The sequence below is a fragment of the Vibrio sp. QJM3NY_39 genome (assembly GCF_057785895.1).
In genome coordinates, this window is the sequence record NZ_CM173506.1 from 1,025,466 (window position 1) to 1,050,658 (window position 25,193).

The 25,193-nt window shown below is 44.2% G+C and carries 17 protein-coding genes, 6 tRNA genes and 3 rRNA genes; 17 read left to right on the plus strand and 9 right to left on the minus strand.

Annotated features, from left to right (window positions below; genetic code table 11):
* Nucleotides 1-109 precede the first annotated feature (109 nt).
* Nucleotides 110-1,210: a permease gene (locus AC3CHU_RS20460; protein WP_488525529.1), complete on the plus strand. Its 1,101-nt coding sequence runs from the start codon at nt 110-112 to the stop codon at nt 1,208-1,210.
* 102 nt (nt 1,211-1,312) lie between these two features.
* Here AC3CHU_RS20460 and trmY read toward each other — a convergent pair whose 3' ends face one another.
* Nucleotides 1,313-1,912 (minus strand): tRNA (pseudouridine(54)-N(1))-methyltransferase TrmY, encoded by a 600-nt coding sequence (gene trmY, locus AC3CHU_RS20465; RefSeq protein ID WP_004733046.1) that lies wholly within the window; start codon nt 1,910-1,912, stop codon nt 1,313-1,315.
* Between the two features lie 434 nt (nt 1,913-2,346).
* Between trmY and AC3CHU_RS20470 the strand changes: the two genes are divergently transcribed.
* The 10 genes from AC3CHU_RS20470 (at nt 2,347) to AC3CHU_RS20515 (ending at nt 9,363) form a co-directional block, all read left to right on the plus strand.
* Nucleotides 2,347-2,871, plus strand: coding sequence for a DUF3087 family protein (locus AC3CHU_RS20470; RefSeq protein ID WP_065206283.1), 525 nt, complete (start codon nt 2,347-2,349; stop codon nt 2,869-2,871).
* A gap of 572 nt (nt 2,872-3,443) precedes the next feature.
* Nucleotides 3,444-4,998, plus strand: a 16S ribosomal RNA gene (locus AC3CHU_RS20475).
* Between the two features lie 123 nt (nt 4,999-5,121).
* A tRNA-Glu gene (locus AC3CHU_RS20480) sits at nt 5,122-5,197 on the plus strand.
* 20 nt (nt 5,198-5,217) lie between these two features.
* A tRNA-Lys gene (locus AC3CHU_RS20485) sits at nt 5,218-5,293 on the plus strand.
* Nucleotides 5,294-5,319: 26 nt separating this feature from the next.
* Nucleotides 5,320-5,395, plus strand: a tRNA-Val gene (locus tag AC3CHU_RS20490).
* A gap of 25 nt (nt 5,396-5,420) precedes the next feature.
* A tRNA-Ala gene (locus AC3CHU_RS20495) sits at nt 5,421-5,496 on the plus strand.
* Nucleotides 5,497-5,561: 65 nt separating this feature from the next.
* Nucleotides 5,562-5,637: transfer RNA gene (locus tag AC3CHU_RS20500), tRNA-Val, on the plus strand.
* A gap of 456 nt (nt 5,638-6,093) precedes the next feature.
* Nucleotides 6,094-8,987, plus strand: a 23S ribosomal RNA gene (locus tag AC3CHU_RS20505).
* Between the two features lie 98 nt (nt 8,988-9,085).
* Nucleotides 9,086-9,201: ribosomal RNA gene (rrf, locus tag AC3CHU_RS20510) — 5S ribosomal RNA — on the plus strand.
* Together the 16S, 23S and 5S rRNA genes with 6 tRNA genes alongside form the textbook arrangement of a ribosomal RNA operon.
* 71 nt (nt 9,202-9,272) lie before the next feature.
* Nucleotides 9,273-9,363: transfer RNA gene (locus AC3CHU_RS20515), tRNA-Ser, on the plus strand.
* 296 nt (nt 9,364-9,659) lie between these two features.
* Here AC3CHU_RS20515 and AC3CHU_RS20520 read toward each other — a convergent pair.
* Entirely contained in the window at nt 9,660-11,072 is a 1,413-nt protein-coding gene (locus tag AC3CHU_RS20520) for a phosphoethanolamine transferase (RefSeq protein WP_488525530.1), read from the minus strand.
* Nucleotides 11,073-11,142: 70 nt separating this feature from the next.
* Here AC3CHU_RS20520 and AC3CHU_RS20525 point away from each other — a divergent pair, with 70 nt between their 5' ends.
* Nucleotides 11,143-11,997: a glycerophosphodiester phosphodiesterase family protein gene (locus AC3CHU_RS20525; RefSeq protein WP_488525531.1), complete on the plus strand. Its 855-nt coding sequence runs from the start codon at nt 11,143-11,145 to the stop codon at nt 11,995-11,997.
* A 98-nt stretch (nt 11,998-12,095) separates the two neighbouring features.
* On the opposite strand, the gene AC3CHU_RS20530 is transcribed toward AC3CHU_RS20525, so the two are convergent.
* Together AC3CHU_RS20530 and AC3CHU_RS20535 are read right to left on the minus strand one after the other, a co-directional pair.
* Nucleotides 12,096-13,430 carry an MATE family efflux transporter gene (locus tag AC3CHU_RS20530; protein ID WP_488525532.1) on the minus strand — a complete coding sequence of 445 codons (1,335 nt, stop codon included), beginning with the start codon at nt 13,428-13,430 and terminating at the stop codon, nt 12,096-12,098.
* Between the two features lie 262 nt (nt 13,431-13,692).
* Entirely contained in the window at nt 13,693-14,667 is a 975-nt protein-coding gene (locus AC3CHU_RS20535; RefSeq protein ID WP_488525533.1) for a helix-turn-helix domain-containing protein, read from the minus strand.
* 93 nt (nt 14,668-14,760) lie between these two features.
* On the opposite strand from AC3CHU_RS20535, the gene AC3CHU_RS20540 reads away from it, so the two are divergent.
* Together AC3CHU_RS20540 and AC3CHU_RS20545 are read left to right on the plus strand one after the other, a co-directional pair.
* Complete coding sequence (locus AC3CHU_RS20540) at nt 14,761-16,131, plus strand: serine hydrolase domain-containing protein (RefSeq protein ID WP_488525534.1); 1,371 nt, start codon at nt 14,761-14,763, stop codon at nt 16,129-16,131.
* A gap of 66 nt (nt 16,132-16,197) precedes the next feature.
* On the plus strand, nt 16,198-16,989 hold the full coding sequence (locus tag AC3CHU_RS20545) for a hypothetical protein (protein WP_488525535.1): 792 nt from the start codon (nt 16,198-16,200) through the stop codon (nt 16,987-16,989).
* Nucleotides 16,990-17,072: 83 nt separating this feature from the next.
* Here AC3CHU_RS20545 and ppsA read toward each other — a convergent pair whose 3' ends face one another.
* A complete protein-coding gene (gene ppsA / locus AC3CHU_RS20550) occupies nt 17,073-19,445 on the minus strand; it encodes a phosphoenolpyruvate synthase (protein WP_488525536.1) in 2,373 nt (790 codons plus the stop codon).
* A 178-nt stretch (nt 19,446-19,623) separates the two neighbouring features.
* On the opposite strand from ppsA, the gene ppsR reads away from it, so the two are divergent.
* Nucleotides 19,624-20,457, plus strand: a complete 834-nt coding sequence (ppsR, locus tag AC3CHU_RS20555) for a posphoenolpyruvate synthetase regulatory kinase/phosphorylase PpsR (RefSeq protein ID WP_017069200.1) — start codon at nt 19,624-19,626, stop codon at nt 20,455-20,457.
* 127 nt (nt 20,458-20,584) lie between these two features.
* On the opposite strand, the gene grxB is transcribed toward ppsR, so the two are convergent.
* From grxB to AC3CHU_RS20570, 3 genes are all read right to left on the minus strand, one after another.
* The gene (grxB, locus tag AC3CHU_RS20560) at nt 20,585-21,217 is read right to left on the minus strand and encodes a glutaredoxin 2 (RefSeq protein WP_488525537.1); all 633 of its coding nucleotides are present in this window, start codon (nt 21,215-21,217) and stop codon (nt 20,585-20,587) included.
* 348 nt (nt 21,218-21,565) lie between these two features.
* Nucleotides 21,566-21,724, minus strand: coding sequence for a hypothetical protein (locus AC3CHU_RS20565; RefSeq protein WP_004733064.1), 159 nt, complete (start codon nt 21,722-21,724; stop codon nt 21,566-21,568).
* 164 nt (nt 21,725-21,888) lie between these two features.
* Complete coding sequence (locus AC3CHU_RS20570; RefSeq protein ID WP_488525538.1) at nt 21,889-22,869, minus strand: Gfo/Idh/MocA family protein; 981 nt, start codon at nt 22,867-22,869, stop codon at nt 21,889-21,891.
* Nucleotides 22,870-23,088: 219 nt separating this feature from the next.
* Here AC3CHU_RS20570 and AC3CHU_RS20575 point away from each other — a divergent pair, with 219 nt between their 5' ends.
* Both AC3CHU_RS20575 and AC3CHU_RS20580 read left to right on the plus strand, forming a co-directional pair.
* Nucleotides 23,089-23,571, plus strand: coding sequence for a GNAT family N-acetyltransferase (locus tag AC3CHU_RS20575; RefSeq protein ID WP_004733067.1), 483 nt, complete (start codon nt 23,089-23,091; stop codon nt 23,569-23,571).
* A 2-nt stretch (nt 23,572-23,573) separates the two neighbouring features.
* Entirely contained in the window at nt 23,574-24,353 is a 780-nt protein-coding gene (locus tag AC3CHU_RS20580; protein ID WP_488525539.1) for a L,D-transpeptidase family protein, read from the plus strand.
* A gap of 78 nt (nt 24,354-24,431) precedes the next feature.
* On the opposite strand, the gene AC3CHU_RS20585 is transcribed toward AC3CHU_RS20580, so the two are convergent.
* Nucleotides 24,432-25,169: a sulfite exporter TauE/SafE family protein gene (locus AC3CHU_RS20585; RefSeq protein ID WP_017079569.1), complete on the minus strand. Its 738-nt coding sequence runs from the start codon at nt 25,167-25,169 to the stop codon at nt 24,432-24,434.
* Nucleotides 25,170-25,193: the final 24 nt, after the last annotated feature.

Below are 25,193 nucleotides of genomic sequence, written 5' to 3' on the forward strand. Positions count from 1 at the left end.
ATAAATCTTGATCTGTTACGAAATATTTCTATAATTCGAGAATATTCGAAATTAAGGGTTGGTTACTTTCCTCATAGAGTCCCGCCTTAAATCCAGTTTGGAGTTAATTATGAGCAATGAAATGTTAACAATGCTAAAAGACGCACTTGATATGTTCGCTTTCTTAGCAGTAGAGCTAATCATCCTTTTCTTGGCGATCAGCTACATTGTTGGGATTCTGCAAGAGTTTCTTACGCCAGAAAAGATTCAATTTATCTTGAGCTCACGTAACGGTAAGGGCTATGTGGTTGCAGCACTATTGGGTGCGATTACGCCTTTCTGTTCATGTTCGACGATTCCTTTCCTAAAAGGATTACTGCGTGCAAGAGCAGGTTTTGGTCCAATGATGGTGTTCCTATTCGGTAGCCCACTCTTGAACCCGGTGATCATTGGCTTGTTCGTGATTACGTTCGGCTGGCAAGTGGCTGTGTTCTACTTCTTAATAGCTATGACGGTATCGGTAGTCGCAGGTTACGCACTTGAGAAGCTTGGCTTTGAGCGTTACGTAAAACCTGAAGCGTATGAATCGACAGGTTCAGCTTCAAGCTGTGGGACTAGCTGTGATGACTCTGCCCCTAATAAAGCAGTACCTGCTAAAGCGGAATCTTCATGTCGTACAAGTGCATGTGGTGAGCCTGCACCTGTAATGGCAAAAGAGACATCTTGCTGCGATTCGAAAAAAGAAGAACCACAGGTGACTGTGTCATGCTGCTCAACGGATGGAAGCGCGACGGCTGAAATCGTAGAGAAGAAAGAACCTAGCCGTTGGATGAGAATTTGGTTCTCAACTTGGAAAGACTTCAAACAAGTATTCCCTTATCTAATGATGGGTATCGCGATTGGTTCATTCATCTACGGCTTTATTCCTACAGACCTAATTGCACAGTACGCTGGTGAAGGTATGTGGTATGCGATTCCAGTAGCAGCCGTGATTGGTATTCCACTGTACATTCGTGCTGAAGCGGTAATCCCACTAAGTGCAGCTTTAGTACAAAAAGGTATGGCGTTGGGTTCAGTAATGGCATTGATCATTGGTAGTGCAGGCGCAAGTTTAACGGAAGTTATCTTGCTTAAATCAATCTTTAAGAATCAAATGATTGCAGCATTCCTATTCGTTATCCTAAGCATGGCGATGGGTGCAGGCTTCCTATACAGCTTTATTTTTGCTTAATCAGGCCTGATTTCGAGATAACACCATCGATACTGAGAGATAAATAAGCAAAAGAGCTCAACTAAGTGAGCTCTTTTTTTGTTTAGATAATTAGCTAGGAGGTTAGAAACCGCGAATATCAAGCTCATTGTTGATCAACACTACACACTGAGAAGCGAACAGCATGTTCGGACCTAAACTGATTTTCTCTGTTCCTAAACGCTTTAAGCTGTTGTAGCTTTTCTTTGGCATAGGGATGTGGTCAGTTAGAAGGAAACATGGGTTTTCCGCAATCTCTGCATCACGGATAAAGTCGCCTTTCTTATCCATCATGTACAGCTGGTGGTCTTCGGCCAGTTCTTTGACCAACTTTTCAAAGCTCATGGTACGGACAGTGATGCCCGGTTCTACCTGACGTGTCTGTTCTTTTGTCATGCCTTGAGAAGCGTCAACCGCTCTTACTACCGCAGATAACAGTGCAGATTCATGAAAGCCACCAATGTTGGTGATTTCATTGGAATCGAATGTAATGGTACGTGAAAAGTCTTTAGTACTCTCTAGCACAAGGTGCACGGTGACATTCTCACGGTGAGATTGAGCAACGAAGATCGTGTTCATCAGAGTATGAGCCAGAATCTCGGTATGAGCGTCTTGTCCAACACCTTCTAAGATAAGTTTACTCTCTGTAGGGGCTGCGCGAGCGCGTAATACAAATGAACGCATGGGATGTACCTTGTCAGTATGTGATAAAGCGAAACAGGCTTTATCAGCATGAATTGATGAATAACCAAAATTATGGCGGTATGTAACTCTTTTCTATTAATGAAGTCAAATGGAGTTATGTATAGTACTGATCAGAAGAGCTTTACGTATTAAATAGAGAGTGACCACATTACAAGACGGTAAAGGTTGAAGTGAACCAAGGTTTACATAGATAGTATGCGCAAATTATTAGGCGACTTATACCAATCACAGTAAGTAAGTGATCATAAACAGTGCAGGAAAAAGGCTTGAAAACAAGGCGGCTCTATTCGACAAAGAGTTTCGATAAGTAGTTATTCTACAATCAAAATTTCTAACGCAGTTATTGAGCGTTTTAACCAGCTAGGATGAACAGTTATTTACTACGATTGGTATTATATATAAGGAAGTAGTCGATGAAGTTACAGAAGATTAATAAAGAAGAATATAGAAAGAAGATGAACCTGCTGTTGGTTTCATTGGTTGGGTCACTCGCCTTGTTTGCTATCGTATTCGGTAGCATTCTGATTGAACTTTTTGGTTCAGCTGGATCCGTTACTGGGGAAGCGACAGGCAATTTCCATTTGAATGTACTCGGGGTGATTTTATCAGTCGCACTGAATGCCTTTATCGCGAGTCGTGTGAAAGGGCATGATTACTTTAAGGAAGCACTTTATGTGTGGAACCTTAAACAAACTCACAATCAAATCTATCGCAAGCTCAAGCGTATTCAACCGAAAGCTGAGCAAGGCGATCGAGAAGCACTGACGATCCTTTACTTCTATTACACTACGCAAAAACAAGTATATGACCTAGATAACAATACATTGACGATAAAAACGGTTCAGCAATCGCTAGATAACATAGTGGAGCTGAGTGAAAAGTGGAGTATCGAACTGGATATAAAGGCATTTTCGAAAGATTTAGTCGCGAAATTCTAAGTTATATGCTCTTGATTGTATTAACTTTGGCCTATGAAAGAGGGTTTTGACGTAAAAGTAGACGCTTAAGCAACTTTTTTGAATTTTTATCAAAAAATGGGTTGCCATGTTTACGATGATCTCTATAATGCCGCCTCACTGACACGGCAGACGCCACAAGGCTTCAGCGGTAATCAGTAAGACGGAAAGTTCGAAAGAAATTAATTTTAAAAAGTGTTTGACACTTAAGATTAAATCGCTAGAATTCACGTCCGCTTTCAAGGGTTTCTTTGTAAAAAGAAAGTTTCGATAAGCAAAGCTCTTTAACAATTTAAACCTATCAATCTGTGTGGGCACTCGTTGATGAATATCAAAACGTTTTATCTTTCCTTTTTATAAAGAGAAGTAAAACAGATTCCTCGGAATCAACTTTGGTTTCAATGAACTGAGTGACCAATACGAATAACTACTTTCTCTTGTAGAAAGAAAGTATTTGGCACAGTCAATTCATTATCTTTCTGTTGGAAAGATAATAGCTTTAGAATTACTTTTTGTAGTTTTGAAGTCAGTATTCATTGAGCCGACAAAATCTTAAATTGAAGAGTTTGATCATGGCTCAGATTGAACGCTGGCGGCAGGCCTAACACATGCAAGTCGAGCGGAAACGACACTAACAATCCTTCGGGTGCGTTAATGGGCGTCGAGCGGCGGACGGGTGAGTAATGCCTAGGAAATTGCCTTGATGTGGGGGATAACCATTGGAAACGATGGCTAATACCGCATAATGCCTACGGGCCAAAGAGGGGGACCTTCGGGCCTCTCGCGTCAAGATATGCCTAGGTGGGATTAGCTAGTTGGTGAGGTAATGGCTCACCAAGGCGACGATCCCTAGCTGGTCTGAGAGGATGATCAGCCACACTGGAACTGAGACACGGTCCAGACTCCTACGGGAGGCAGCAGTGGGGAATATTGCACAATGGGCGAAAGCCTGATGCAGCCATGCCGCGTGTATGAAGAAGGCCTTCGGGTTGTAAAGTACTTTCAGTTGTGAGGAAGGGTGTGTAGTTAATAGCTGCGCATCTTGACGTTAGCAACAGAAGAAGCACCGGCTAACTCCGTGCCAGCAGCCGCGGTAATACGGAGGGTGCGAGCGTTAATCGGAATTACTGGGCGTAAAGCGCATGCAGGTGGTTCATTAAGTCAGATGTGAAAGCCCGGGGCTCAACCTCGGAACTGCATTTGAAACTGGTGAACTAGAGTGCTGTAGAGGGGGGTAGAATTTCAGGTGTAGCGGTGAAATGCGTAGAGATCTGAAGGAATACCAGTGGCGAAGGCGGCCCCCTGGACAGACACTGACACTCAGATGCGAAAGCGTGGGGAGCAAACAGGATTAGATACCCTGGTAGTCCACGCCGTAAACGATGTCTACTTGGAGGTTGTGGCCTTGAGCTGTGGCTTTCGGAGCTAACGCGTTAAGTAGACCGCCTGGGGAGTACGGTCGCAAGATTAAAACTCAAATGAATTGACGGGGGCCCGCACAAGCGGTGGAGCATGTGGTTTAATTCGATGCAACGCGAAGAACCTTACCTACTCTTGACATCCAGAGAAGCCAGCGGAGACGCAGGTGTGCCTTCGGGAACTCTGAGACAGGTGCTGCATGGCTGTCGTCAGCTCGTGTTGTGAAATGTTGGGTTAAGTCCCGCAACGAGCGCAACCCTTATCCTTGTTTGCCAGCGAGTAATGTCGGGAACTCCAGGGAGACTGCCGGTGATAAACCGGAGGAAGGTGGGGACGACGTCAAGTCATCATGGCCCTTACGAGTAGGGCTACACACGTGCTACAATGGCGCATACAGAGGGCAGCAAGCTAGCGATAGTGAGCGAATCCCAAAAAGTGCGTCGTAGTCCGGATTGGAGTCTGCAACTCGACTCCATGAAGTCGGAATCGCTAGTAATCGTGAATCAGAATGTCACGGTGAATACGTTCCCGGGCCTTGTACACACCGCCCGTCACACCATGGGAGTGGGCTGCAAAAGAAGTGGGTAGTTTAACCTTTCGGGGAGGACGCTCACCACTTTGTGGTTCATGACTGGGGTGAAGTCGTAACAAGGTAGCCCTAGGGGAACCTGGGGCTGGATCACCTCCTTATACGAAGATAGTCACGATGAGTGTCCACACAGATTGATTAGGTTTAGAAAAGCAAAGAGAAGAAGAACTCCCAAGGTTCTTCAAAGTTTGTTTCTACTTTTTAAAGTAGAGATAAATTGCAGTGTCCCGTTCGTCTAGAGGCCTAGGACACCGCCCTTTCACGGCGGTAACAGGGGTTCGACTCCCCTACGGGATACCACTTCCTTCAAGAAGTAAAAAGGGTCGTTAGCTCAGTTGGTAGAGCAGTTGACTTTTAATCAATTGGTCGCAGGTTCGAATCCTGCACGACCCACCATTTCCTCCCAAGGAAATAAAAATTTGGGGCGATTAGCTCAGTTGGGAGAGCACCTGCCTTACAAGCAGGGGGTCACTGGTTCGAGCCCGGTATCGCCCACCATTTCCTCCCAAGGAAATAAAAATATGGGGCTATAGCTCAGCTGGGAGAGCGCCTGCCTTGCACGCAGGAGGTCTGCGGTTCGATCCCGCATAGCTCCACCATTCTTTCTCCATGAAGAATGGCTTTTATTTTCACTTTTTGAAAGTGAAGACAAAAGAACTATCATGGGCGATTAGCTCAGTTGGGAGAGCACCTGCCTTACAAGCAGGGGGTCACTGGTTCGAGCCCGGTATCGCCCACCATTTTTAAGCACATTTTTCTTAGTAATAGAAAGCAGAGTGTATTTAAAAATGGTTTTGAAAGTTTAATGCTTTAAAAACTCTTGCTCTTTAACAATTTGGAAAGCTGACTGATTAGCTTAATTATTTTTACTTTTTAAAAAGTAAAACAAAACGGCCAAGGCTGTGATTAAGTTAATCAAATTTAAAAGTTCTCAATGTTTATCTGCTCTTATTTAATAAGAACGGTATAAACACAACAAACACATTCAAGTGTCTTGTATTCGAATGATCAGAAATGATTGTTCATTTTTTGATTCTACTTTTTTAAAAAGTGGAAACAAAAAGTAAATTGAGTCCGGCAAACAGTTATCAAGAATTAACCCTTCTTGATGACAACCAAAAACCTTGGTTAGTTGCCATACAAGTTTGTCTTCACTTTTTAAAGTGAAAGCAAATAGAAACCCTTTCGGGTTGTATGGTTAAGTGACTAAGCGTACACGGTGGATGCCTTGGCAGTCAGAGGCGATGAAAGGCGTAATAACTTGCGATAAGCCCAGATTAGGTAGTAATAACCTTTTGAGTCTGGGATTCCTGAATGGGGAAACCCACTTGCATAAGCAAGTATCCTGTTGTGAATACATAGCAACAGGAGGCAAACCGGGGGAACTGAAACATCTAAGTACCCCGAGGAAGAGAAATCAACCGAGATTCCGAAAGTAGCGGCGAGCGAAATTGGATTAGCCCTTAAGCTTTTAATGATGCAGGTGAAGAGTCTGGAAAGTCTCGCAATAAAGGGTGATAGCCCCGTAACCGACACATCATAATCAGTGAAAACGAGTAGGGCGGGACACGTGATATCCTGTCTGAATATGGGGGGACCATCCTCCAAGGCTAAATACTACTGACTGACCGATAGTGAACCAGTACCGTGAGGGAAAGGCGAAAAGAACCCCTGTGAGGGGAGTGAAATAGAACCTGAAACCGTGTACGTACAAGCAGTAGGAGCACCTTCGTGGTGTGACTGCGTACCTTTTGTATAATGGGTCAGCGACTTAATTTTAGTAGCAAGGTTAACCGTTTAGGGGAGCCGTAGGGAAACCGAGTCTTAACTGGGCGTACAGTTGCTAGGATTAGACCCGAAACCAGGTGATCTAGCCATGGGCAGGTTGAAGGTTGAGTAACATCAACTGGAGGACCGAACCGACTAATGTTGAAAAATTAGCGGATGACTTGTGGCTAGGGGTGAAAGGCCAATCAAACCTGGAGATAGCTGGTTCTCCCCGAAAGCTATTTAGGTAGCGCCTCGGACGAATACTACTGGGGGTAGAGCACTGTTAAGGCTAGGGGGTCATCCCGACTTACCAACCCTTTGCAAACTCCGAATACCAGTAAGTACTATCCGGGAGACACACGGCGGGTGCTAACGTCCGTCGTGGAGAGGGAAACAACCCAGACCGCCAGCTAAGGTCCCAAAGTATAGCTAAGTGGGAAACGATGTGGGAAGGCTCAGACAGCCAGGATGTTGGCTTAGAAGCAGCCATCATTTAAAGAAAGCGTAATAGCTCACTGGTCGAGTCGGCCTGCGCGGAAGATGTAACGGGGCTAAGCTATACACCGAAGCTGCGGCTACGTACCTTAGGGTATGTGGGGTAGGGGAGCGTTCTGTAAGCCGTTGAAGGTGGTCTGTAAGGGCTGCTGGAGGTATCAGAAGTGCGAATGCTGACATGAGTAACGATAAAGGGAGTGAAAAACTCCCTCGCCGGAAGACCAAGGGTTCCTGTCCAACGTTAATCGGGGCAGGGTAAGTCGACTCCTAAGGCGAGGCCGAAAGGCGTAGTCGATGGGAAACGGGTTAATATTCCCGTACTTCTTACAATTGCGATGGGGGGACGGAGAAGGCTAGGTGGGCCTGGCGACGGTTGTCCAGGTTCAAGTATGTAGGCGGGTGGTTTAGGTAAATCCGGACCACTACTAACGCTGAGATACGATGTCGAGCTACTACGGTAGTGAAGTCATTGATGCCATGCTTCCAGGAAAAGCCTCTAAGCTTCAGATTGTAAGGAATCGTACCCCAAACCGACACAGGTGGTCGGGTAGAGAATACCAAGGCGCTTGAGAGAACTCGGGTGAAGGAACTAGGCAAAATGGTACCGTAACTTCGGGAGAAGGTACGCTCTTATCAGTGAAGTCCCTTGCGGATGGAGCAGACGAGAGTCGCAGATACCAGGTGGCTGCAACTGTTTATTAAAAACACAGCACTGTGCAAAATCGTAAGATGACGTATACGGTGTGACGCCTGCCCGGTGCCGGAAGGTTAATTGATGGGGTTAGACTTCGGTCGAAGCTCTTGATCGAAGCCCCGGTAAACGGCGGCCGTAACTATAACGGTCCTAAGGTAGCGAAATTCCTTGTCGGGTAAGTTCCGACCTGCACGAATGGCGTAATGATGGCCACGCTGTCTCCACCCGAGACTCAGTGAAATTGAAATCGCTGTGAAGATGCAGTGTACCCGCGGCTAGACGGAAAGACCCCGTGAACCTTTACTACAGCTTGGCACTGAACATTGAACCTACATGTGTAGGATAGGTGGGAGACTATGAAATTGCGTCGCTAGATGTGATGGAGTCGTCCTTGAAATACCACCCTTGTAGTTTTGATGTTCTAACGTTGGTCCCTGAACCGGGATTACGGACAGTGCCTGGTGGGTAGTTTGACTGGGGCGGTCTCCTCCCAAAGAGTAACGGAGGAGCACGAAGGTGGGCTAAACACGGTTGGACATCGTGTGGTTAGTGCAATGGCATAAGCCCGCTTGACTGCGAGAATGACAATTCGAGCAGGTGCGAAAGCAGGTCATAGTGATCCGGTGGTTCTGAATGGAAGGGCCATCGCTCAACGGATAAAAGGTACTCCGGGGATAACAGGCTGATACCGCCCAAGAGTTCATATCGACGGCGGTGTTTGGCACCTCGATGTCGGCTCATCACATCCTGGGGCTGAAGTCGGTCCCAAGGGTATGGCTGTTCGCCATTTAAAGTGGTACGCGAGCTGGGTTTAGAACGTCGTGAGACAGTTCGGTCCCTATCTGCCGTGGGCGTTGGAAAATTGAAAGGGGCTGCTCCTAGTACGAGAGGACCGGAGTGGACGAACCTCTGGTGTTCGGGTTGTCATGCCAATGGCATTGCCCGGTAGCTAAGTTCGGAATCGATAACCGCTGAAAGCATCTAAGCGGGAAGCGAGCCTTGAGATGAGTTTTCCCTGGCACTATAAGTGTCCTAAAGGGTTGTCGTAGACTACGACGTTGATAGGCAGGGTGTGTAAGTGCTGCGAGGCATTGAGCTAACCTGTACTAATTGCCCGTGAGGCTTAACCATACAACACCCAAGGGGTTTTGTGGACTCAGATGTACCAGACCTTGAATGCGTTTGAAGAGAAATAACTTTTAGATAAGCTTTCCGAATTTTAAAATTTGCTTGGCGACCATAGCATTGTGGACCCACCTGATTCCATGCCGAACTCAGAAGTGAAACGCAATAGCGCCGATGGTAGTGTGGGGTTTCCCCATGTGAGAGTAGGACATCGCCAGGCTTTAAATATCGTTACCTGTGTATGCATGTAACAACATCTACAGTGTACTAATCTGTTGATGACAATTTGTTGGAGGGATGGCTGAGTGGTCGAAAGCACCGGTCTTGAAAACCGGCAACCGTTAATAGCGGTTCTAGGGTTCAAATCCCTATCCCTCCACCACCATTGAAAAGCCCGCTGAGAAATCAGCGGGCTTTTTTTCGTTTTACAGTTTTAAACTATTATATATTCTGACAAATAGTGGACTTTTCGGTTGATTCACTCACGGATGATGTCAGAGCTTCCTAAATCATCTCATTAGGCTATTTGCTAACAAGGTTACTAGGCATGCCTTGAATAAGTAAAATAGAGCTGATATTCGCTCACATAGTACTAAATAAGAGGTAATTTGATGTGAGGATAAGGTTACTTACTAAGTAACTTTTTGGTATTCCGGATCTTCTGTACCAGTTGCCGACTTAGTCGATTTTTCTTATCTTAAACTCACTTGTTAACACTGAGTCGTACTCCTTTCCGATGTACTCGGTATTGAAGATACTTTTATGTAGCTCTGTCTGTTCCGAATCGATTCCTGCCCATTGTGCAAATGTGTCTGAAAAGTCTCTCAAATTATATTTGACCGAATGTGTTTTTGTTTCTTGGGTATCGTCACTCATTGTTACAAACGGTACTTCTACTGCCTGCCTTGAAAAATGTGAGCCAGTACCATGAATTAGATACGGTGGAACGTTTACAGACGTTAGGCCATGATCAGAAAAATAAATGATTTTATATGTTTTATCATGCATCGTGAGTAAGTCTCTAAGCTTCTCTATAAAAGCCACGCCATAAGCCACTGATTTTGAATAGCATTCTAGGTATTTGTTATCTGAGGGTTTTAGTGAAATCTCCTCATCAAATCTCTTACAAAAGTCATAGTGTGACCCCATGGTATGAATGAAAATGACTTTCGGCTTATTAGTTTCTTCACGAATCGCCTTGCTCACTTCTGGTAAGAGAATGTTATCGGGTTCAGCTTTATCATAAGACGTATTTTTATAATATTGGTAATGTGCCCTACTCGCGATTGCGGATACTTGTGTCTCGTATTGTCCGATCTTAGCTTGATTTGATATCCAATAAGTTTTCATTCCAGCATCATTAGCAAGATCTATCACATTTAAGCCTTTGTCATGCCTGTTTACATCTAGGCTCTTTGATAATATTCGAGGGACTGAGAAGTATGTAACAACGGATGGGGAAATAACACCATTAAATATTTCTGCTCCTTTTATCTTTCCATTTTCTTCGTTATACGATGGGTAGTAATTTTTGCTCACAGATTCACCAATATTTACGACATAAATATCCTTTAATACTTTATTTGTATGAACATTCTCCCATTTTGAAGAGAATACTGATTTTCCCCCTTCGAGAAGAGATAGTTCATAATATAAAGAAATAGGTTTAATAACTGCAATTAACCCTAAAAAACTAAACCACACTTCATGATGGATTGTTTTTGAGTATTCTTCATTGAGGTATGTCGTATTTTTATTATTATGTAAGCTATAAAACTTGGTTACCAATATACTGGAAAATAATATCAACATAATTAATGAAAATGACTTACCAACCTTTCCTAAGGTAATGTGAAATGATAAAAAAACCAGAATGAAAAATACAATTATCTTTACATATGTTATGACGCTAATGCTTTTTATATGTTCAAGAGCTTCATCTCGATTAGACTCTAAAACCGATCCTAAGACACCTAAGTCTAAGCTTAGAGAGTTTAATCTTAAGTAGAAATCAAAAGTCATTATTACCGTTAGAAGAAGAAATACAAATCTATTACCGACAAATGCTATTATAGTTGCTATAAATAACATGTTTAAACTCAATATTGATAGGGTAAACCACACATTATCATCAGCCCCAGTTCTCAACAGGTAAAATGTCATGATACTTAAAGGAATCAGAGTCTTAATATCAATATTTTGTCTAGTTCTCATATGTTTTTGGGTAGCTTTTGTTATCGGCCCTTCGATGAGTGTAGTCATTGATGTATGGAGAGGCAATGTAAAGGCATATCCAAATGAACATAATAACATCCCTGATATTATCGATAATTCTGGTGGTTTGATTGCACATGCCGGTGGAGGAATCAACGGATTAAAATATACAAACTCATTAGAAGCGATGGAGCAATCAATTGAACATGGATTCAAGATGATAGAGTTAGATCTACTTATCTCATCGGATGGGAGGATCGTTGCTGTTCATGATTGGAAGTCTTTTCACGAAATGACAGATTCTAATAATACTGGGTCTATTAGCTATAAAGAGTTTGAATCAAAGATAATTTATGATAAATATAAAACACTAAATATATCTACAGCTATTGATATTCTAGATGAAAATGAAGTGGTGTTAGTTACGGATAAAATAAAAAATCTTGCCTTGCTTTCAAAAAATATAATAGATAAAGATAAATCTATTATCGAAGTGTTCAGTATAGATAAATATAATGAAGCAATAGAGTTAGGTTTTAATAACGTCGCATTAAATATAGATCTAAATACACCATTTATTCTTGAGTGGATTGATTTAAATAAAATTAGGGCTGTGACGTATCGGGGTGATAACCTTGGCTCGCTTGGGAGTGAGTATAAGAAGGCGATAGAACTAAGCAACATGGGGGTTTCTTCCATGATCTATTCGACAAATGATTTAGACTTGGATGGTATTAAAGCTTCTGGAATCGGAAATTTTGCGTTATATGTCGACTTTGTTCTTCCATCAGATGAACTATAAGATTGCAGCTTATCTAAAAAGCAGAGCTTAATCGCTCTGCTTTGATGTCTAATTAAATGTTCTTTGGAGATTACTTGGTTGATGAGCTCCCGAATTGCCTATTTGGCAAGCTTAGCCTCGACTTGCCCAAGTGCGCGTTGGTACATAAACCATGCACAGGTTCCGGCAAGTACATTCCCTACCATTGCGCCCCAGAACAGACCTTCAATACCAGCAAGCTGAGAGCCAACCCATAGGCAAGGTAAGAAGAAAGCAAACAGGCGGAGTGCTGATATCGTCAAGGCAGTATAAGGCTTGCCTAAAGCGTTAGAGATAGAAACCATCAACATACAGATACCCAAAGGCCCTAAACTGATAGGAACGATAAGTAAGTGGTAGTTCAAAATGGTCGAGACTTCGTCTTCGCTGGTCATGAGATTTGCCAACCCGCCAGAGAACACCCAAGTGACTAGTGCGATCACTAATTGGAACCCTAATACAAACATCACGGCAATCTTCACAAGACTACGTATGTTCCCTAGGTTCTTCTCTCCCAACATTCGGCCAATCATAGGTGGCATCGACATAGTCAGAGCAAGCACTGCAACAATCGAAAAGAATTCAAAACGTGAGCCTAGCGCCCAGGCCGCAACGGCTGCTGTGCCATAGCCTGCAAGCAGTTTGGTGGCGAGCATCGAAGAGACTGGTGGGAGCAATTGGCTGATCATGGCTGGCCCCATGATGTTTCCTATAGAACGAATACTCTTGCCGATATCAAGATCGTGCCAGTCGAATGTCATCCAATGCTTCTTCGTCACCTTAGGAGCAACGATAAAGATACCCGCACCGAACGCCAAGATGGTCGCAATCGCGGCTCCGTTGATGCCCATGTCGAGCGTGAATATGAAAATCGGGTCCAATATCAAGTTGATGATGCTGGTCGCGATCATCATCGAACCGGGCAGCATGGTATTACCATTGGCACGACACACACTGTAGAAAAAGTAGAGCAGTGCGCCTGTCCAAGAGCTTACCAACCAATAGATCCAGTAAGAATCAATGATCGGCAGTACCGTCGGTGGTGCATCGAGGAGTTGTAAAATAGGACCACGCAACAGATAGATGATGACCGAGAACAGCGCGACACTCACACTGCCCATCGCAACGACTAATCCGCCGAGCTGTTTGGCATAGCGTATCTCGTTAGCCCCAATAGCTCTCGCGATCACAGCCGTTGTCGCGATGCCTAGTCCGACTTGAATCCCGATAATGATCATCTGAATTGGTAGCGTGAAGCCTTGAACCGCGAGCGGCAGTACGCCTAACTGGCCAATAAAAGCACTGTCTACAAGTTGGAAGCTCATCAGGGAGAGCACCCCAAACAGCATTGGCCATGTCATTGTATAGAGTTGTCGGCCAAGAGAAGGCGAGGGAGTTGCGGTCGTAGAATTCATAACACTCTTATCAGTCTTGAAGGTAGGTTTGTCGTAGTGACAATCCACTCAATGAAGAATTGCGTAAAGGATAACGTAACGTTAGCTCGATACCAATAAATGTCATTAAATCTATCGATATTACCTTTGCACAGTTTCATCGGTATGTGAGCATTGTGCAATGCAACTTTATGCGTTCGCTTATTGAAATTTAAGGTGTCGTATCTTGTTTCTGAGTTTTATATTAGCGGATTGGGTCTAAAGGTTTTCAATTCGATTATTTCTAATGTTTCGCTTTATCCCGATAACTTGGTGGCGTGACTCCAACCCAACCTTTGAATGCACGATTGAAATTACTCAAGTCGCTGTAACCCACTTGCCGACTGATCTCTTGAACTGAAAGGTCAGTCTCTTCGAGTAGCTGTTTTGCTTTGGTTTCCCGAACTTGTTCTTTGGCTTCTTTAAAAAGAATGTCTTTACTCTTTAGGTTTCTCTGTAGCGTTCGTTTTGTCATGCCGAGCATGGTCGCAAACCACTCAATATTGAACCAAGGTAAAGTCGAATAAGTGTTTATCAGTGTGTTGACTGCTTGATGCCAATCTTGGGTACTATTTTGTTCTGAGATAGCGCGATAGTCATCGGGCAGTGGGATTGCAATCGCCCCATATTGTTGCTCAAACTGAATATCAGAATTAAAAAAGTGTTTAGGTAACTGACGCGCACCGTTGTTGGTAGAGACAAGTTTAGCGTGTGATGGTTGCCACTGGTCGTCTATAAACTTACGGCATAGGGTAATCACTGTAAGGGATCTAAACCATTCGGATTGTTCAAACCCAGAGGTTGATGGATGATAGCAACTGCGATGACATAGCCACCACAATCCATCTTTTTTCTCCGTCCATATCGTGACGTGGTTGTTCAAATTAGGCATTTCAGCGATCAAACAGCGAATGGCTTGTTCTAACGAACTGCATTTCTCTACCTCATAGTGCAGCTGTGGTGACAGTTGTTCCAGAGAGGTTTTTCGCCCAACCTCAATACCAATCGAATAACCAAGTTTACGCTCAAGTCGATGAATAAAAAGAATTAAATCTTGGGTAGGAAGCCATTGGTTAGATTGTGTTAGCTCAATTGGTAAGCCGCACTCGATAGCGACACTACGCCAATCAAGCGCTCTCTTATCGCAATACGCAATGTATGGGGCAATATTACTGGTAGAGCTCAATAGTATGTTAGTTATGTTCGATGATGCTTTCATTGTTGTTAGTGTTTACCTATAAATGTCACCAAGTGACCTGATTAAGTGTAGCGCAACTCCATATACTTCTTCTAACCCAAAGAGGAGAAGAACATGAAACTTACACCCATTGCCTTAATTATTTCATCACTCACGATTTCATCGATTGCTGTGTCATCGACTGTATTTGCAGAAAACCCAGTAGAAGCCGCGCTTAAAATTGAAGGCGCGCAGGTTACTCTACCTGTGAAAGATGCTCATCAATCTTTTACTCCTGGTTTCGTTGATTCAGCTCGCGAAAATTTCAATAACTTCCATTGGCAAATGGGTGGTGATCACAGTGTCTACTACAACATGCACATGAGTGAATTTTTGCCGACGGCTCTTGCTGCTCCTAATGCTGAATATAAGCCATTGGTTAAAAATATCGATTCACGCCTTGCTAAATTAACGGTAAACACCGAAACCAAAGGTGAATTGACGATGGAGCAATATCTAGCGGATGAGCAGTTCAGAACTCAAGGCTTCATGTTAATTCACAAGGGTGAAATTGTTTATCAGGCTTACCCTGGCATGAGCCCAACAGACACCCACGTTTGGGCGTCAACAGCGAAAACGACAGTAGGCGCAGTAGTCGCAATGTTGGTTGAAGAGGGAAAAGTCGATCCTGAACAAGACATTACTCACTATGTTCCCGAACTCAAAGCAACTAATTGGGAAGGCATCACTGTTCATCAGATTCTCAATATGTCGACTGCGCTAGACAACGAAGAAACGCTTGAATCGATACTGAATCCTGATTCTGACGTAGTGCGTTTCTTTGCTGCATCGTTTAATTCACCAAGAGCTAAAACCGGTGAGATGGAAACGTGGATGAATGTTGCGAAAGGAGCACAGCAGCTAGAGGGTGAGAAAGCGGGTGATCATTTCCGCTATGCCTCTATCAATACAATGGTTTTGACCAAGCTAGTAGAAAACATTGAAAACAAGACTTGGACCGAGGTATTTGAAGACCGTGTTTGGTCTAAAGTACATGCTCGTCAGCCTATGCAGTTCAATCTAACGCCAGATGGAATGGCTATTGCCGTAGGCTTGGTTTCGACGACCTTAGAAGATATGGCGCGTTGGGGTACACTATTTACACCAAGCTGGAAAGCAGTGGCTGATGAACCTGTGATTTCACAAGCGGTGATTGATCGCATTCATAATGGTGGCGATCCGAAAACCTTCGAAGGCACCAGCAAAGAGAGCAGTTCAGTTCATGCTTTTAATGAAAAAGCCGACTACAACGCTTATCAATTCGACTATGTGTTCAATGACGGTGCGATGTCAAAAAGTGGCAACCTTGGCCAGTTCATTTACATCGATCCGGAACGTGATTTCGTAGGCGTGATGTTCTCAACCAACCCATACCACTCTGGTTTTGGTGAGAATAAAGGCCCAGCACTAATGCGTTCAGCTGCAAAACTAGTTGCAGACAAATAATCTATTTATTACCCAACAGGATGTTTCAGGCTTCAAGGAGGAAGCAAACGACTTTCGAGATATATAATGAAAAAGCTTGCTCTATTAATCCCGTTGAGTTTAGGTCTAGCCCTTCCTGCACATGCAGATTCAGATTCAGAACGTGTTATCGACCCTGCTGATGTCACCAAAGTTTATACTCAAGCTGCATTGATGTTGAACGGTAGCTCAGATATCCAATTTCAGGGACAAGTTTCTGGCGGTTTAGAAAACGGTCAGCAGTTTGCCCTACTTGCTGAAGCGACGTTTGTCGATGAAAGTAACACAGCGCTTCGCGATCCAGACAAGTTTGGCACTGAGTACAGTAACTCTAGAGTCCAGTATTTCCATGTATTTGAGACGGGTACTAAGGCGACGCCTAAAGTGGGTCTGTCATTAGATTACATTAATACGCGTACTAACATTAAAAACGATTTGTTGTCGGTTGGCGGGGTTGTTGCGATTAATCCTGCTTACACCGGTGGTTTCCTAGTATTTCCAAGAGCAGGGCTGATGACGGGTAGTATGGAGATCCCTGGTATTACTTCATCTAAAGATGACCTAACGGGATACTCGCTTGGTTTGATTACAGCGAAACATCTCGGTGACTCTGGCGCTTATGTGTCTTTAGTACCAGAGTGGCAGGACCTTTCTGGCGATGACATCGATATGCAGAATTTCTCATTTAAAACATCATTAAATGTACCGATGAACAGTGCAAGAACTTGGTGGTTGAATACGCGTTATGACATTACCAAAGCAGATGTTGATGTGAAAGGTGTGTCAATGCCGAATGATTGGCAAACCGAAGCTTGGATTGGTGTGAGATACTACTTCTAACCCCCTAGCTTGCAAACATGCAAAGAGCCTAAAAAAGCCAGTCATCGTGACTGGCTTTTGTGGTTTAGGTATCGCGTGAAGCGTTATTTACTGGCAACAGTACCCAGTTTCAACCATGTGTCGATAACCGTATCTGGGTTTAGTGAAACAGAGCTGATGCCTTGCTCCATCAACCACTCGGCTAGGTCGTCATGGTCAGATGGACCTTGGCCACAAATACCCACGTATTTACCTGCCTTAGCCGCGGCATCGATAGCCATTTTGAGCATCGCTTTCACCGCTGGGTTACGCTCATCAAATAGGTGCGCAACATCGCCTGAATCTCGGTCTAGGCCAAGTGTCAGCTGTGTCATGTCGTTCGAACCGATAGAGAAGCCATCAAAGTACTTCAAGAACTCTTCAGCCAAAATTGCATTCGATGGTAGCTCACACATCATGATGACTTTTAGACCTTGGTCGCCACGACGCAGGTCGAACTTAGCCAGAATGTCGATAACCGATGCCGCTTCACTTGGAGTGCGAACGAATGGAATCATGATTTCAACGTTCTTAAGTCCCATCTCGTTACGAACACGTTTGATTGCTTGAGTCTCTAGCTCGAAACAGTCTTCAAATACTGGCGAGATATAACGAGATGCACCACGGAAGCCCAGCATCGGGTTCTCTTCATGCGGTTCAAATGTTTTGCCGCCGACTAGGTTGCTGTACTCGTTCGACTTAAAGTCAGACATACGTACGATGACACGCTTAGGCCAGAATGCAGAAGCGATAGTCGCGATGCCTTCTGTTAATTTGCTTACGTAGAAATCGATAGGATCTTTGTAGCCGCGAATACGTTCGTTGATTTCCGCTTTTAGCTCATCCGTTTGCGCATCGAAGTTAAGCAGTGCTTTAGGGTGAATACCGATCATCTTGTTGATGATGAATTCTAGACGAGCAAGGCCAACACCTTCGTTCGGGATTTGTGCGAAATCGAAGGCACGATCTGGGTTACCCACGTTCATCATGACTTTGGTTGGCAGCATTGGTAGCTCATCAACCTCAGAACGTTTGATTTCAAAGTCAAGTTCGCCGTTGTAAACGTAGCCTGTTTCGCCTTCTGAACATGACACTGTCACGGTATCGCCATCGTTCAGGCTGCTTGTCGCTGTACCACAACCAACAATTGCAGGAATACCTAGCTCACGAGCTATGATTGCTGCGTGACAAGTACGGCCACCACGGTTAGTCACAATCGCGGACGCTTTCTTCATCACAGGTTCCCAGTCTGGGTCTGTCATGTCTGTTACCAGTACGTCGCCTTCTTGAACCAATGACATTTGGTCTAGAGAGTCAACTAAGCGAACAGGGCCTGAACCGATGCGTTGACCGATAGCACGGCCTTCAACTAGTACATCTGCCTTGTTGTTTAGCTCGTAACGCTCGATAACGTTTTGGTCGCTTTGAGAACATACGGTTTCAGGACGAGCTTGAACGATGTAAAGCTTGCCGTCGATGCCATCTTTTGCCCACTCAATATCCATCGGACGTTGGTAGTGCTTCTCGATGATCATTGCTTGTTTTGCTAACTCTTTGATCTCTTCATCGTTAAGTGAAAATTCGTTACGCTCTTGAGCATCGGTGTCGATGATATCAACTTGCTTGCCGATCTCTTGATTGGTTGAGTAGATCATCTTGATCAACTTAGAACCAAACGTTTTTTTAACGACTGGGTAGTGACCCGCTTCTAGCATTGGCTTGTGAACGTAGAACTCATCTGGGTTCACAGCGCCCTGTACTACCATTTCACCTAGACCCCAAGAAGAGGTGATGAAGACTACTTGGTCGAAGCCTGATTCAGTATCAAGAGTGAACATGACGCCTGAAGAGGCTTTGTCTGAGCGAACCATCCGCTGGATGCCCGCAGACAATGAAATGCCACGGTGATCAAAGCCTTGGTGTACTCGGTAAGAGATAGCACGGTCGTTAAACAGTGAAGCGAACACGTGTTTAGTCGCTTCGATAACCGCATCGATACCTTTCACGTTAAGGAAGGTTTCTTGTTGGCCTGCAAAAGAAGCATCTGGAAGGTCTTCAGCTGTTGCCGATGAACGAACCGCTACAGACAATTCTTCGTTGCCTTCAATCAGTTCGCGGTAGTTATCACGGATGTCTTGCTCTAGTGATTCTGGGAAGGGTGCGTCTAGAACCCATTGTCGAATCGTTGCACCTGTCTTACGCAGTGCGTCAACGTCTTCAACATCAAGTTCATCAAGGAGTTGGTGAATGCGCTCATCAAGACCTTTGTAGTCAAGAAAGTTATTAAACGCATAAGATGTAGTAGCAAAACCATTAGGTACTGATACGCCAGCGTTGGCTAGGTTAGAAACCATCTCGCCAAGTGAAGCATTCTTACCGCCGACTTTGTCGACATCTTCCATGGAAAGGCCATTGAACCATAGGGTGTTATTTTGCATTTATTTCTCCAGAAACATAGCAAGCATTGTAGGGATTTAAAGGCAAACGATTACGTATCAGTTTAAAAAAATGTAAATTATTTTCTAAAGCTGTGGGGGACGTAATAGTCAGCAGGGTTTCGTTATATATATTATGGTTCCCATCCTACTCAAAATAATTTTAAACATTAAATAAAAAATGCAAATTGATATCCAAAGTCGTGATGTATTCTATGTTTCTGATGGAACGGCCATAACATGTGAGACTTTAGGGCATGTTGTTCTAGGTCAATTCCCATTCGAAGCCAATGAAAAAACCTTCCCGTTTGTCGAAAGTGAGGACAAACTTTCTGATTTATTAAAAGAGATCGAAATTTCATATCGTGATACGGGCAACCACCCGTTGGTCTTTTTTTCGATTGTGATTCCAGACATCAAGCAGAAGCTCTTGGAGGCACCAGCGCATTGTTATGACGTGCTAGAGAGTATTGTGCAGAAAGTGCAAGACGATACCCAAATGGCCCCTGTGCCTAAGCTGCAGCGCTCACGTAGTGTTAATAAAGATTCAGTGAAGTACTTCGACCGTATTGCTGCGATTGAATACACGTTGGCTCATGATGATGGCATTACGCTGAAAGGGCTTGAAGAGGCGGATATCATCCTATTGGGTGTGTCTCGAAGCGGTAAGACACCGACAAGCTTGTATATGGCGATGCAGTTTGGCTTGCGCGTAGCGAACTATCCGTTTATTCATGATGACTTGGCGCGCTTGAAGCTGTTACCCGAATTTGAGATCTACCGACACAAGCTGTTTGGTTTAACCATTGATGCGGAAAGGTTGACTGAAATTCGAGAGAACCGTTTAGCCGGCAGTGAATACGCGAGTGATTCGCAATGCTTGTATGAGTTGCAAACGGTAGAGTCGATGTTTCGCCGAGAAGCGATACCTTACATCAACACGTCTTCGTTATCGGTTGAAGAAATTTCAACACGAATCTTGGAGCGAACAGGGTTGAGAAGGCGCTTGTTGTAGAAAAAGACAATTGAGTCATAAAAATCGAAGCTCGTACGAACAATGGTTCGGGGAGCTTCGATTTTTCGTTTAGGCTAGCTGCTAACGACTAACGACTAATGTTTTAGCAAAGTAGCAAAGTAGAAAATTAGCGAAGAAGCTTAATGCCTAACGTTTGACTCTGTTTTTCTAACCAACGCTCAAGTGCTGGTGGCCATGTGATACTTGGTTCGACACAGAAGCCACGAAGCATTGAGAAATAGAGTGCTTGATCAACCAAAGGTAGCGATGACTCACCATTCTCTAGATTCAGTAAAAGCTCGGCATCTTTCAGTAATGGGTTAATCAGTTGAACGTATTGCGGGGTCTTTTCTAAGAGCTCTTCAAAATTAAAGCCTTCGGTCTCTTTACTAACACGCCAAGCTTCTTTGGCTCCAGCAGAGCGATATTCAGCCAAGTCGAGGTTCCACCAACGTGGGCGTCCGATTTGTTGAGTAAGAGGGAAAGCGCGGCTTTGAAAAAGCGCAGCCTGCTCAGACGGCTCACGTTGATCGTCACTTGATTTCAAATCCATGAAGTAAACAATGATGTCTAGGCTTTCAGCCATAATAGAACCGTCGTTTTTCTGTAGGACTGGCACCATCTTCTTACCGATCAGATCGATAAGGGTTTGGGCATCATCATAATCCACAGAAACAAGTTCGATGTTCAAGCCTAAAGATTGAGCGATGTAGGCAACTCTTGCACAGAAAGGGCAGTGGTCGTAAATGTAAAGCTTCATAGCTTCCCTTAGTTCAGGATAGAATAAATATAAGTTAATGCTAATATACCAGAAAGTATTACGAACATTAAGTGTCAATAAACGCTAAGTACTAATCAACGCTAAGTATTGATAAACAGCAAGCATCAACAACACAATAAGTGCTTGGTATAAATATTCTTTCATTAATTCTATTGTCTGTTGGATTCGGCTTTACTGCAATGAGTAGACTAATGGGAAGGCTAGTGAGAAATAACGGGCACAAAAAAGGCTCTGGCGGCTCACTCTAATGCAGAAGAGTGAAGTCAGCCAAAGCCTCAATGTTGTTACCTTTAGTAGAGTGACTACTAAAAGGGCAGAGTGGTTAAACTATGCTTTTTTAAGATCTTGTGCTGGGTAAGTAAGCGTCATTGCGCCTTCTACCGTTGTAACGTGAACGTAGCCGCCACCAGCACTTAGGCCAGTTACTACCATTTCACCTAGTTCAACACCTTTTGTTGCTACAACGCGATCATCAACTGAAAACACTTTACACACCTTCAATAAATTAAATTAATACGATAGATATCGAACGCGGATTTAAACAGATGGCACCCCAATCAACTAATCCGGTTATTTGTCGTAAAGATTAAATTTAGTTATGTATAAATCAGTATGTCTTAAAAATCAGGTTGTTAACTTATGCTGTGACGTTATTTATCCGCTGGATAAACGACACCAACTTGTTGGCGCATCTCTGTAATTAACTTGGCAACCGTTAAAGCGCGCTGTTGGGCTTGCGCTTTTGTTGTGTTGTCGCCAGCAATGCAACTAGCAAAGGCCTGCGCTTCGTAACTCATGGAGTTTTCGCTTTGTGCTTGAGTGAGGTTTTCTACCGTGCCATCACGAAAGCGAATCTGAACGTCAGTACATTCAGCGATGTGATCGATGATGATCGCTCCTAACTCACCTTGGATCTCGCTTGGCGCATAAGAGTCACTGACTTTGGAGTGAGCAAGTGTTACGTCAAACTCAGGGTACTGGAAGATCGCACAGCCATGAGCATCGACACCTGAATCCAGTAGCTTTGCAGAAGCCTGTGTATTTTCAGGTTGGCCAAATAACGCGACTGTCGCGGCAACACAGTAGAAGCCAATATCGACCAATGAGCCGTTAGAAAAAGCTGGGTTGAAGGTGTTTGGGTTCTCGCCGTTTAGGTATTTTTGGTAGCGCGATGAATACTGGCAGTAGTTGATGTGTGCCTTATGTACCTTGCCAATCTTTTCTAAACCAAGTTGAATTTGCTTAAAGTTCGGCAGAAACTGAGATTTGTACGCCTCAAACATCACCACACCGTTCTTCTGAGCAACCTCAAACATTCGGGTTGCTTCATTAATATTCGATGCGACAGGCTTTTCACAGATGACATGTTTGCCGTGCTCCATCATGAAGATGGACTGTTCGCAATGGAGTGAGTTCGGTGAAGCGATGTATACGGCTTCAACCGTTTTGTCATTGGCCAATGCGTCGAGTGAGTTATACGTCGTTTCAACGTCAAACTCTTGGGCGAACTGTGCCGCACTGTCTAGATTTCGAGAGTAAACCGCTGCAAGTTGCATCGATTGAGATTCGTGAGCAGCTTGAACAAACTTTTGTGTAATCCAATTCGTTCCAATTACAGCAAACTTAATCATATAGGTGTCCAGTCGTTAGTCGTCGTTAGTGTATTGATTCTGCAGAGATAGTAGCACTCAACGGCTGGCAATGTGCCTGAGATTTACGGAACAAATTCCCTAAACATAGTGCCTAATATTAATAACCAGCCTTCACAGAACGTCTGGGTTGACCAGTACAACGGTGCACAACCAAGTCATTTTTGCTAAGGTATTAGTGAATTCAAATAAGGTAATGATATGCAAATCCGGACTGCCAAGGTCACTGATATAAGCTCGATCTTAGAGCTCTCAGAGCAGATAAATCGTCAACATCATCTTGGTGCTCCAATGGTATTTGCGCCACCTTCGTTGGGTTTTACCGACAGTGAAGAGTACTGGTTAGGGTTGATGATCGATCCTGTAGGGGCTTTCTTCGTTGCCGTTGATGAGCAACAAGTGGTCGGCTTCTTAGCCGGGAAGGTGACACAGAACAAAGGGGTGAGCTTTATTCAGCCGCATAAGGTGGCAAGAGTGAATACGATTGTGGTTAACGATCAAGTTCAAAGCCAAGGTGTCGGTCGAGCTTTAATGAAGTCATTCAATCAGTGGGCTCAAGCTAGCGGTGCTATCGAGCTTAGGTTAGAAGTGATGGAGTTCAACCAACAAGCTCAGGGTTTTTATGAGTCGTTAGGGATGGAAACTCAATCTCGAACCATGTCCATGCGTTTTGAGGAGATTTAAGGGTGCGTTTGATTTGGCCTTTATCGTTGTGTTTACTCTTTTCTACTTCGCTCGCTTATGCGGAGAAGCTCGTCGTTGAGAAAATTGTGTCTGATGCGACCGCTATCGAAACCATTGTATTTGAGTCAGCACCTTCCCATTCTAATCGCACACCTACGTCATCGGTCACCTCGAATTCGAAGCATGTCATTGTTATGGACGATGCTCTTGAAGGGGACTCTCAACAAAAGGTCGCCCAGCTTTCTCAACGTTCTTCACTAGATCCCTCTCAAAACTCTTCATTAGGTCAACCTCAAAGTTCCTCTCAAGAGTTTTACACTCTACCTGACGCGTCTTCTGGCATAGACCCGTTATTGCAAGTGGTCACCTTAGTTAAAGTCGACAAATCTAAACGTAGAATGTATCTGCTCAAAGGGGAGGAAGTGGTTCAGGAATTTCGTATTGCGCTAGGTAAACAACCGAAAGGGCATAAGCGCTTTGAAGGGGACAATCGAACGCCAGAAGGGCAATACCAGCTCGACTATGTTATGGAAGAATCAGACTTCTACCGCTCGGTGCATATCAACTACCCGCGATCATCAGATATGCAGTGGGCACAAAAAAATGATGTTGATCCTGGGGGCAATATCAAGATCCACGGAATCAAGAATGGTGAGCGTCGTTCACCTAGTTTTATACAAAGCTTCGATTGGACGGATGGTTGCATTGCCTTAACCAATCAAGATATGGATGCGTTTATTGAGCTAGTCAAAATGGGCACTCCTATCCATATCGAATGGTAGTTGTCGGTACCCAATTTCCCTAAACAACTCTCGAAAACAACTATCAAAAACACTTGCCGAAATCAGCGCTAGAGCCAGTTACAGTAAGACTCGACCTGCACTGAAGATAGCAATCACAATGAGCAGTGCAATCGTGACTGGCTTGAACTTCGCCCCACCAAACCTCTCAAACAATTTTGAACCGACATAGCCGCCAAACATGCTGCTTGGTAAGAGTGCTAGAGTAAGCCAGACCACATCACGATCGACTAACCCTGCGATAGAGGCCGTAACAAAGGCGCTAGAATCAGCTAGTACAAAGAACGCAATCAGGCCGGCTCTGGCAATGTGTGGTGCGACAGGACTTGCCAATGCATGCGTGCCAACCGGAGGGCCAGACATTGAAGCTGCGCCATTCATTACCCCCGCAAGGCTGCCTAGAATATAGGGAGCAAATCTAGGTTCGCTTTTGTATTGGAACCCTTTGTAGATCATGATTGCTGACGCAAAAATGAAGGCACTGATGATCAAGATGATCGTGTCTTGGCTAACGGATTTGAGTAACAGCAAGCCGACGGGCGTGAAGGCCAAACAAGGGATAAATACCTTTGAAACCCATCGCCAATTTACGTGATGTTTAACCTTCGGCAGCAATTGGATATTGCCTAACAGGTCGATCAGCATGAAAACAGGAACCAGTTCGATAACAGGCACGAATAACGCACTCAATGGCAATGCCACTAAGGTGAAGCCAAAACCTGAGAAGCCACGAACAATAGCGGCGAAAATGAAGATTGCACCCAAAATTGGGAAGGTTGGACTAAAAATGAGATCCATAAATTAAGTAACCAATGAAGCTGT

What these genes read in the sequence shown, in the direction of transcription:
- ppsA (WP_488525536.1), bottom strand. Translation starts at nt 19,445, where the DNA reads ATGCAAAATAACACCCTATGGTTCAATGGCCTTTCCATGGAAGATGTC.
- AC3CHU_RS20585 (WP_017079569.1), bottom strand. Translation starts at nt 25,169, where the DNA reads ATGGATCTCATTTTTAGTCCAACCTTCCCAATTTTGGGTGCAATCTTC.
- AC3CHU_RS20535 (WP_488525533.1), bottom strand. Translation starts at nt 14,667, where the DNA reads ATGAAAGCATCATCGAACATAACTAACATACTATTGAGCTCTACCAGT.
- AC3CHU_RS20470 (WP_065206283.1), top strand. Translation starts at nt 2,347, where the DNA reads ATGAAGTTACAGAAGATTAATAAAGAAGAATATAGAAAGAAGATGAAC.
- AC3CHU_RS20530 (WP_488525532.1), bottom strand. Translation starts at nt 13,430, where the DNA reads ATGAATTCTACGACCGCAACTCCCTCGCCTTCTCTTGGCCGACAACTC.
- AC3CHU_RS20525 (WP_488525531.1), top strand. Translation starts at nt 11,143, where the DNA reads ATGATACTTAAAGGAATCAGAGTCTTAATATCAATATTTTGTCTAGTT.
- AC3CHU_RS20545 (WP_488525535.1), top strand. Translation starts at nt 16,198, where the DNA reads ATGAAAAAGCTTGCTCTATTAATCCCGTTGAGTTTAGGTCTAGCCCTT.
- AC3CHU_RS20460 (WP_488525529.1), top strand. Translation starts at nt 110, where the DNA reads ATGAGCAATGAAATGTTAACAATGCTAAAAGACGCACTTGATATGTTC.
- AC3CHU_RS20540 (WP_488525534.1), top strand. Translation starts at nt 14,761, where the DNA reads ATGAAACTTACACCCATTGCCTTAATTATTTCATCACTCACGATTTCA.
- AC3CHU_RS20570 (WP_488525538.1), bottom strand. Translation starts at nt 22,869, where the DNA reads ATGATTAAGTTTGCTGTAATTGGAACGAATTGGATTACACAAAAGTTT.
- trmY (WP_004733046.1), bottom strand. Translation starts at nt 1,912, where the DNA reads ATGCGTTCATTTGTATTACGCGCTCGCGCAGCCCCTACAGAGAGTAAA.
- AC3CHU_RS20575 (WP_004733067.1), top strand. Translation starts at nt 23,089, where the DNA reads ATGCAAATCCGGACTGCCAAGGTCACTGATATAAGCTCGATCTTAGAG.
- ppsR (WP_017069200.1), top strand. Translation starts at nt 19,624, where the DNA reads ATGCAAATTGATATCCAAAGTCGTGATGTATTCTATGTTTCTGATGGA.
- AC3CHU_RS20520 (WP_488525530.1), bottom strand. Translation starts at nt 11,072, where the DNA reads ATGTTATTTATAGCAACTATAATAGCATTTGTCGGTAATAGATTTGTA.
- grxB (WP_488525537.1), bottom strand. Translation starts at nt 21,217, where the DNA reads ATGAAGCTTTACATTTACGACCACTGCCCTTTCTGTGCAAGAGTTGCC.